The organism is Streptococcus sp. SM3, from assembly GCF_027497875.1.
On the sequence record NZ_JAJNSA010000115.1, the window covers coordinates 1 to 7,627 of the forward strand.

Here is a 7,627-nt window from a genome sequence, read left to right on the forward strand (position 1 = left end):
GAGTATCGTTGATTTGTACAACTGCGTAGTCAGCAAGGTCATGCAAGTTGCTTCCTTTTTCGATTGCTTCATCGATGATCAATTGCGCACCGTTTGAAACCATGAAGTATTGTTGGAAGATACGGAGCAATTCACCTTGACGGTCACTATCATCAGGGTAAAGGAAAAGCGTCAAGTTGCGAGCAATGTCTGTTTTATCAAAGTTGATACCGTCTTTAATGATTGAAGAATCAACTGAATCCAAGTCAAACAAACGCAAGCGGTTCTTAGTTTCTGTCTTGTAACCAGGTACATCGATATCGTAAAGAGTTGATGTCAATGTGAAGTGAGCAAATGGTACTTGGTAGCTACGGCTTGAGCGAACCAACCAGTTTTGCTCTGTCAACCATGCATTTGGAATTGTTTCTTGTTGGTTGTTTTTAAGAACTTGTTGGAATAGACCAAAGTGGTAGTTAAGACCAACACCGTCACCGTTCAAACCAAGAGTCGCAATTGAATCGATAAAGCAGGCAGCCAAACGTCCCAAACCACCATTACCAAGAGATGGTTCCAATTCAACTTCTTCAACTTCGATCAAGTCTTTACCTGCAGCGGCAAGTTCTTTTTTAACATCGTCGTAAAGACCAAGGTTAATCAAGTTGTTTGACAAAAGTTTACCAATCAAGAACTCAGCTGAGATGTAGTAAACTTTTTTCTTACCAGTGTTAACTGGTTTTTTGCTACTTGCAAGCTTGCTGTAGTTAAGAAGAGCAAGGTAAAGCTCTTCATTGCTACATTCTGCAATGGTTTTATTGTAACGATTTTGTACAAATTCTTGTAGTGATAACATGTTTAAGGTGTCTCCTGATATTGTATTATTTCTTTAAATCTACCAAATTTTCATTGATTCGGCGATAGATTGTTGTCAAGTCAAGCAAGCCTTCCTCGACAGCTGGTGTCAATTGATCTTCAGTCATACGCCAAGACCAGTTTCCACCAAGGGTAGATGGGAAGTTCATACGAGCTGCCTCATCCAATTCTAGCAAATCTTGCATGGTTGCAATTGCCATGAAACTAACTGATGAAAAGACTGTACGAAGCATAGCATGTGGCACTGTTTCGTATTCTTTACGGTTCGTGTAGCGCGCCATGTATTCACGAGTTGCATCATCAATCTCATTACGGTACCAACCAAGGACCGTATTGTTATCGTGTGTTCCTGTGTACATTACTGAGTTAGCAGGTGCCAAGTGTGGGCTATCGATGCTTTCGTCTTCTGGGTTGAAGGCAAATTGAAGAATCTTCATTCCTGGGAAGCCAGTACGTTCACGCAATTCGATCACTTCGTCTGTCATGAAACCAAGATCTTCTGCAATGATGTTAAGCTCACCAAGCTCTTCCTTAACGGCTGCAAAAAGCTTGTAGCCAGGACCTTTCACCCACTCACCAGGTGCTGCTGTATCAGAACCAGCAGGGATTTCCCAGTAAGATTCGAAGCCACGGAAGTGGTCAATACGAACGATGTCGTAGATTTTGAAGCTTTCACGCAAGCGTTCAATCCACCATTTGTAGCCGTCTTTGTCCATTGCTTCCCAGTCATAGATTGGGTTACCCCAAAGCTGACCAGTTGCAGAAAATTCATCTGGTGGGCATCCTGCGATGCAAGTAGCCTTACCGTTGACATCTGTCTTGAAGAGATGTGGATTTGCCCACATATCGCTTGAATCTTCCGCTACATAGATTGGCATGTCCCCAACAATTTCGATGTGGTTGTCGTTAGCGTAAGCTTTCAATTTCAACCATTGTTGGAAGAAGAAGTATTGAGTCACACGGTGGTAAACCAACTTGTCTGCCAATTGCTCACGGTAGCTTTCAAGTGCTGTAGCTTTACGAGCACGAGCATCTGCATCTGGCCATTCAGTCCAAGCAAGATTGTCAAAATGCTCTTTGATAGCCATATACTCTGCAAAGAGTTCAAGCCATGATTGGTTGTCTTGAGCAAATTTCTCAAAATCTTTAACATCTCCTACTTCCAAGAAACGTTTTACCGCTTTTTCTAAAAGAGGGCGACGTGCATAGTAGATTTTCGCATAGTCAACTTCAGATGCATCGCTACCAAAGTCAACTCCTTCAAGATCACTTGCTTGCAACAAGCCTTGTTCCACCAAGATATCTAAATCGATAAAATGAGTGTTCCCTGCGAAGGCAGAGAAAGATTGGTAAGGAGAGTCTCCGTAACTAGTTGTTCCTAGTGGGAGGATTTGCCAGTAACGTTGTTTTGTGCGAACCAAGAAATCAACGAAGTCGTAAGCACTTTTACCAAATGATCCGATTCCGTATGCTCCCGGAAGAGAAGAAATGTGCATCAACACACCACTTTGACGTTTTTTCATAATAAGCACCTCATGTGTTTATAGTTAGATATTACATTTTTATGAGCGCAAACGTTTGCGCTATTACTAGTATAGCTTATTTTCTTGATAAATGCAAGCGGTTTTAAATAACTTTTTTGATTATTTTTTTAAAATTTTTTCTTCTTACTCGTATATATATTCTTTTAGGAAACAAACAAAATAGGAATAAGTGTTTCACTTATCTCATTAAGCTAAAATAAAGCGAGAATCCTCTCTGGTTTCCATTTGTAAATCAGGCAATCGTTTTCTCAACTTTTTTTAAATTCAAAACAAAACCGATTTTTGGGATTTTCTACTATTATATGACGAGGAAGCGTTTACTTTTTTCACAATTTTTTTAAAAATTTTTACAAAAAACACTTGCAACCGCTTTCCGATTGTGCTATACTAGTCCCATAAAGGAAAACGTTTGCGTTTCCTCATTATAAAATCTGTTATTCTTTAGGAGGAATACACTATGTCATCTAAATTCATGAAGAGCGCTGCTGTGCTTGGAACTGCTACACTTGCTAGCTTGCTTTTGGTAGCTTGCGGAAGCAAACCTGCTGAAAAAGCTGCTGATGCTGGTTCATCTGAAGCGAAAGAAATCACTCTTTACGTTGAAGATCAATATAAAGCATTTGCTGAATCAGCTGCAAAAGCTTACGAAAAAGAAGCTGGCGTAAAAGTGACTATCAAAACCGGAGACCAAATGGGTGGTCTTGACAACCTTTCTCTAGATAACCAATCTGGTAAAGCTGCTGACGTTATGATGGCACCATACGACCGTGTAGGTAGCCTTGGTACTGACGGCCAACTTTCAGAAGTGAAGTTGAGCGACGGCGCTAAAACAGATGATAAAACTAAATCTCTTGTAACAGCTGCTGACGGTAAAGTTTACGGTGCTCCTGCCGTTATCGAGTCACTTGTTATGTACTACAACAAAGACTTGGTAAAAGAAGCTCCAAAAACATTTGCTGACTTGGAAAACCTTGCTAAAGATAGCAAATATGCCTTCGCTGGAGAAGATGGAAAAACTTCTGCTTTCCTAGCTGACTGGACAAACTTCTACTTTGCATACGGACTTCTTGCTGGTAACGGCGGTTACGTATTCGGACAAAACGGTAAAGATGCTAAAGACATCGGTCTTGCAAACGACGGTTCTATCGCAGGTATCAACTATGCTAAATCTTGGTATGAAAAATGGCCTAAAGGTATGCAAGATACTGAAGGAGCTGGAAACCTAATCCAAACTCAATTCCAAGAAGGTAAAACAGCTGCTATCATTGACGGACCTTGGAAAGCTAAAGCCTTCAAAGACGCTAAAGTAAACTACGGTGTTGCAACTATCCCAACTCTTCCAAACGGAAAAGAATATGCTGCATTCGGTGGTGGTAAAGCTTGGATCATCCCATCAAGCACTAAGAACCTTGAAGCTGCTCAAAAATTTGTAGACTTCCTTGTTTCAACTGAAGAACAAAAAGCCTTCTACGATACAACTAACGAAATCCCAGCTAACACTGAAGCTCGTTCATACGCTGAAGGTAAAAACGATGAGTTGACAACAGCTGTTATCAAACAGTTCAAGAACGCTCAACCAATGCCAAATATCTCTCAAATGTCAGCTGTTTGGGACCCAGCTAAAACAATGTTGTTTGAAGCTGTAAGTGGTAAGAAAGATGCTAAAACAGCTGCAAACGATGCTGTAACATTGATCAAAGAAACAATCAAACAAAAATTTGGTGAATAAAAAATTTGTTCAAGGGGGGTGGAATTCAAATCCCCCTTTGAATTTATCAATAAAAAACATATATAGTTTAGGTTTTGATTAGAAACCAGTATCCTATGAAAGGAGTTATTATGGAAAAGCAACAACCTAGTAAAGCAGCCCTGCTGTCTATCATTCCTGGGTTAGGACAGATTTACAATAAACAAAAAGCCAAAGGTTTTATCTTCCTTGGTGTAACCATCGTATTTGTCCTTTATTTCCTAGCACTTGCAGCCCCTGAATTGAGCAACCTCATCACTCTTGGTGACAAGCCAGGTCGTGATAATTCCCTCTTCATGCTGATTCGTGGTGCCTTCCATTTAATCTTTGTAGTTGTTTATGTACTCTTTTATTTCGCAAATATCAAAGATGCACATACAACTGCTAAACACATTAACAATGGTATTCCAGTAGCACTTACCTTTAAAGAAATGGTCAAAGGAATCTATGAAAATGGTTTCCCTTACCTCTTGATCATTCCATCTTATATTGCAATGACTTTTGCGATTATCTTCCCAGTTATCGTAACCTTGATGATTGCCTTTACCAACTACGACTTCCAACACTTGCCACCAAACAAATTGTTGGACTGGGTTGGTTTGACAAACTTTACGAACATCTGGAGTTTGAGTACCTTCCGTTCTGCCTTTGGTTCTGTTCTTTCTTGGACTATCATTTGGGCTTTATCTGCCTCAACTTTACAGATCGTGATTGGTATCTTCACAGCTATCATTGCTAACCAACCATTTATCAAAGGAAAACGTATCTTCGGTGTTATTTTCCTTCTTCCTTGGGCTGTCCCAGCCTTCATCACTATCTTGACATTCTCAAATATGTTTAATGATAGTGTCGGTGCTATCAACACTCAAGTCTTGCCGATCTTTGCTAAATTCCTTCCTTTCCTTGATGGGGCTCTTATCCCTTGGAAAACAGACCCTACTTGGACTAAGGTTGCCTTGATTATGATGCAAGGTTGGCTTGGATTCCCATACATCTATGTTTTGACTTTAGGTATCTTACAATCTATTCCTAACGACCTTTACGAAGCAGCTTATATTGACGGTGCTAATGCTTGGCAAAAATTCCGCAACATCACTTTCCCAATGATCTTGGCTGTTGCGGCACCTACTTTGATTAGCCAATACACCTTCAACTTTAACAACTTCTCTATCATGTACCTCTTCAATGGTGGAGGTCCTGGTAGTGTCGGAGGGGGAGCCGGTTCAACTGATATCTTGATCTCATGGATTTACCGTTTGACAACAGGTACATCTCCTCAATACTCAATGGCGGCAGCTGTTACCTTGATTATCTCTATCATTGTCATCTCAATCTCTATGATCGCATTCAAGAAACTACACGCATTTGATATGGAGGATGTCTAAGATGAATAACTCAATTAAACTCAAACGTAGACTGACTCAAACCCTTACTTACCTCTACTTAATTGGCCTATCAATCGTGATTATCTATCCACTTTTGATTACCATCATGTCAGCCTTTAAAGCAGGTAACGTCTCAGCCTTTAAACTAGATACTAATATCGATCTCAATTTTGATAACTTTAAAGGCCTCTTCACTGAAACCTTGTACGGTACTTGGTACCTCAACACTTTGATTATCGCCTTAATTACTATGGCTGTTCAAACAAGTATTATCGTACTTGCTGGTTATGCTTATAGCCGTTACAATTTCTTGGCTCGTAAACAAAGTTTGGTTTTCTTCTTGATTATCCAAATGGTGCCAACCATGGCCGCTTTGACAGCCTTCTTCGTTATGGCACTTATGTTGAACGCCCTTAACCACAGCTGGTTCCTCATCTTCCTCTACGTTGGTGGTGGTATCCCAATGAATGCTTGGCTCATGAAGGGCTACTTCGATACAGTGCCAATGTCTCTAGACGAATCTGCAAAACTAGACGGTGCAGGACACTTCCGCCGCTTCTGGCAAATTGTTCTTCCACTTGTTCGCCCAATGGTTGCCGTACAAGCTCTCTGGGCCTTCATGGGACCTTTTGGAGACTATATCCTCTCTAGTTTCTTGCTTCGTGAGAAAGAATACTTTACTGTTGCCGTAGGTCTCCAAACCTTCGTTAGCAATGTGAAAAACATGAAGATTGCCTACTTCTCAGCAGGTGCTATCCTCATCGCCCTTCCAATCTGTATTCTCTTCTTCTTCCTACAAAAGAACTTTGTTTCAGGACTTACAAGTGGTGGCGACAAGGGATAATATATCCCCGCCACCCTTTTTCATTTTATACTCTTCGAAAATCTCTTCAAACCACGTCAGCTTCACCTTGCCGTAGTACGGTTACTGACTTCGTCAGTTCTAACCACAACCTCAAAACAGTGTTTTGAGCAACCTGCGGCTAGATTCCTAGTTTGCTCTTTGATTTTCATTGAGTATTAGCGATTGTTACTGTAAGTAATACCCTTACAACAAGCAATTTTTCTCCTAGACTTGAAATAAAGCACATTTCTCTATATAATAATACTCATATAGAAAACACCTTTTAGAAAGATACCTATGCTTCCATATCCATTTTCCTATTTTTCAAGTATTTGGGGATTTCATAAGCCCCTGTCCAAACGTTTCGGACTCAACTGGTTCCAACTTCTCTTTACCAGTATCTTCCTTATCAGCTTATCTATGGTACCCATTGCCATCCAAAATAGCTCCCAGGAGACTTATCCACTAGAAACCTTTATCGATAATGTCTATGAACCATTGACAGATAAGGTTGTACAGGATCTCTCTGAACACGCTACAATTGTTGATGGCAAATTAACTTATACTGGAACAGCTAGTCAAGCGCCTTCTATTGTGATCGGTCCAAGTCAAAGCAAGGAATTACCTAAGGACTTGCAACTGCATTTCGATACGAATGAGCTCGTCATCAGCAAGGAAAGTAAAGAACTGACCCGCGTCTCTTACAGAGCGATTAAGACTGAGAGTTTCAAAAGCAAGGACAGCTTGACCCAAGCTATTTCTAAAGACTGGTACCAGCAGAATCGTGTCTATATCAGTCTCTTTCTGGTTCTCGGTGCGAGCTTCCTCTTTGGTTTGAATTTCTTCATTGTCTCTCTAGGAGCTAGTCTTCTCCTTTATATCACTAAGAAATCACGCCTCTTTTCATTTAGGACCTTTAAAGAGTGCTACCATTTTATCTTGAACTGTTTAGGATTACCTACTCTAATTACGCTTATTTTGGGACTCTTTGGCCAAAATATGACAACTCTCATTACTGTACAAAACATTCTTTTTGTTCTGTATCTGGTCACTATCTTTTATAAAACGCATTTCCGTGATCCAGATTACCATAAATAGGAGATTTTTATGCCCGTTACGATTAAAGACGTGGCCAAGGCTGCTGGTGTTTCGCCTTCAACCGTAACCCGTGTTATTCAAAACAAATCAACCATTAGCGACGAAACAAAAAAACGCGTTCGTAAGGCTATGAAGGAGCTCAATTACCACCCCAACCTCA

The 7,627-nt window shown here is 40.4% G+C and carries 7 protein-coding genes; 5 read left to right on the top strand and 2 right to left on the bottom strand.

From position 1 onward, the window contains the following. Together PAN06_RS12185 and malQ are read right to left on the bottom strand one after the other, a co-directional pair. Positions 1-829: glycogen/starch/alpha-glucan phosphorylase (locus PAN06_RS12185; protein WP_269796444.1), on the bottom strand; the 829-nt coding region annotated here is incomplete at its 3' end. Positions 830-854: 25 nt separating this feature from the next. Beyond that, positions 855-2,372 (bottom strand): 4-alpha-glucanotransferase, encoded by a 1,518-nt coding sequence (malQ, locus tag PAN06_RS12190; RefSeq protein ID WP_269796445.1) that lies wholly within the window; start codon positions 2,370-2,372, stop codon positions 855-857. 478 nt (positions 2,373-2,850) lie between these two features. On the opposite strand from malQ, the gene PAN06_RS12195 reads away from it, so the two are divergent. The 5 genes from PAN06_RS12195 to PAN06_RS12215 form a co-directional block, all read left to right on the top strand. After that, positions 2,851-4,122, top strand: coding sequence for an extracellular solute-binding protein (locus PAN06_RS12195; RefSeq protein ID WP_061590125.1), 1,272 nt, complete (start codon positions 2,851-2,853; stop codon positions 4,120-4,122). Between the two features lie 110 nt (positions 4,123-4,232). Then, a complete protein-coding gene (locus tag PAN06_RS12200; RefSeq protein WP_000414955.1) occupies positions 4,233-5,525 on the top strand; it encodes a sugar ABC transporter permease in 1,293 nt (430 codons plus the stop codon). A gap of 1 nt (position 5,526) precedes the next feature. After that, positions 5,527-6,369: a sugar ABC transporter permease gene (locus tag PAN06_RS12205; RefSeq protein WP_004236955.1), complete on the top strand. Its 843-nt coding sequence runs from the start codon at positions 5,527-5,529 to the stop codon at positions 6,367-6,369. 297 nt (positions 6,370-6,666) lie between these two features. Next, the gene (locus PAN06_RS12210; RefSeq protein ID WP_269796446.1) at positions 6,667-7,467 is read left to right on the top strand and encodes a DUF1189 domain-containing protein; all 801 of its coding nucleotides are present in this window, start codon (positions 6,667-6,669) and stop codon (positions 7,465-7,467) included. Between the two features lie 9 nt (positions 7,468-7,476). Further along, positions 7,477-7,627, top strand: a 151-nt coding sequence (locus PAN06_RS12215) for a LacI family DNA-binding transcriptional regulator (protein ID WP_269796447.1), incomplete at its 3' end; no start/stop codon positions are given.